The following is a 1826-nucleotide window of genomic DNA, read 5'->3' on the forward strand; positions in this document are numbered from 1 at the left end:
CCACCTGTGGGGCATGGGGCACCGGGACGTCGCCGTGATCGCCGGCGAGCCCTATGCCAGCACGGCCGTCGACCGGACGGCCGGTTTCGTGGACCGCTGGCGTGCGCTGGGCGGGAAGATTCCCCCTGACGCCGTTGTGTGGTCCCGATTCGATACCGGCGGAGGACGGGAAGCGGCCGAGACCATCCTGGCTCACGGCAACTCCCACCCGACTGCACTGTTCGCCGTCAACGACTTCGCGGCCATCGGCGCCATGGGAGCCCTGCGGTCCCATGGCCTCGGCGTCGGCCGCGACGTGGCGGTGGTTGGCTTCAATGACACCTCGCTGGCCGCGGAACTTCCCATCCCACTCTCTTCGGTCCGCTCGCCCATGCTTGATATCGGGCGGACGGCGGTGCAGCTCCTCAAGGGCGTCCTGGACGGCCGGGAGGTCGAATCGGTCAGGCTGGAGCCGGTCCTGTGCGTGCGGGAAAGCAGCGGCTTCGGCATCGCGGTGTGACACTGCAAGAGAATCCTCCAGTCAGTCGAATCAGTGGGTGGACTCGGGCGGCCATGCGGGCACGCGCCGTCCGTCAATCCGTAGCCCAACCGTGCAGGCTCCACGCCCATGAGTTGAGGAGCCCATGACTTGAGAGTAGTGACCCGGGTCACAGCGTCCTATCGGAGGTTCGCCCAAGATTGGGGCCACTTTTAGTGCAAACTGCCCAGTCCCTTTAGCGGGCGGCCGCAACGATGCCGAGGGCGAGCATGCACGTGGCGCGGACTTCGCCATCGGACAGGTCCAGTTTCAGCAGCTCCTCGATTTTCCGCAGCCGGTAGCTGAGCGTATTCCGGTGGATGAAGAGTTCATCGCAGATCTTCGCGGAGTTCCCGCTGTGGCGCAGGTACGCGCCGAAGGTCTCCCGCAGCGAGCTGCCGCCGTCGGAGGCCAGGGGCGCCAGCAGCCGTTGGCACATCGCAACCAGACCCGGACTGGGCAGTCCCTGCACAATGCCGGCGAGATCTGCCAGCGGCGCCTGGTGCACCCCGGGCCGTCCCACATGACGGCGGGCAAGCTGAAGCGCCAGCGGCAGTTCGCTGAGGCCCGCGGATTCCGAGACGATGACGGACAGTTCCGGGGCGTCCGTAAAGAATCCGCGCGCAGCATCCAGTAAGTCGGCCGCCGAGTGCCGGTGCTGCAACAAGAGAGTCGTGAGTCCGGCCTCTTCCATGAACCGCACAGTGCCGAACCCGGCCTGTAGACCCACCCGGGCGCGCCATGCGATGGCGCGCAGCTTTGCGGGGGCCACCTCTTCTGAGCTGCCGATCAGCACCGCACCCCAGTCGCTGTCAGGATCGAAGCCGGACTCGAGGGCGTAGCGGCGCAGCGGCGTGGACGGCTCGCCGCGGTCCTCATAAAGGGCCTCCATGAAGCGTGCGGCTTCCCGGGAATGCAAGGGCGAATGGGACCCGAGGGTATAGCTAAGCTGCATAGCGATGACGGCGGCCACGGGGCCCAGAATGGGCTGCAGCACAATGTTGCTCCCGATCCCCTCAATGGCAAGCCTGAACTGCTCGGACTCGCCGCTGGGAAGGCGCAACGCGGTCCGCGCGGTCCCGCCGTGAGCCGCTCCCGCGGAAACAAGCTCGAAGGCGTTCTGGTCGATCACGGCCACCCTCGCATCGATGGCATCCGCCACCCTCTCCAGGACCTCCGCCAGGGAATGCCCGTCGGCCGCCAACCGGGTGCATTGGTCCGCCAGTTCCCAGCCCTTCCGCAACTCCTCATAGCGCTCGGCAGCGATGACCCGCTCCACGTGCCGCATGACCAACACAAAGGGCACCTG

At 66.9% G+C, this 1826-nt stretch carries 2 protein-coding genes; one reads left to right on the top strand and one right to left on the bottom strand.

What is annotated here, in order from left to right:
- Positions 1 to 499: substrate-binding domain-containing protein (locus tag LQV45_RS29480; RefSeq protein ID WP_230010638.1), on the top strand; the 499-nt coding region annotated here is incomplete at its 5' end.
- Positions 500 to 713: 214 nt separating this feature from the next.
- Here the strand turns inward: LQV45_RS29480 and LQV45_RS29485 are convergent.
- Positions 714 to 1826 (bottom strand): CdaR family transcriptional regulator (locus tag LQV45_RS29485; RefSeq protein WP_230010641.1); only part of this gene is annotated, 1113 nt, incomplete at its 5' end.

The organism is Microbacterium sp. Bi128, assembly GCF_918698205.1.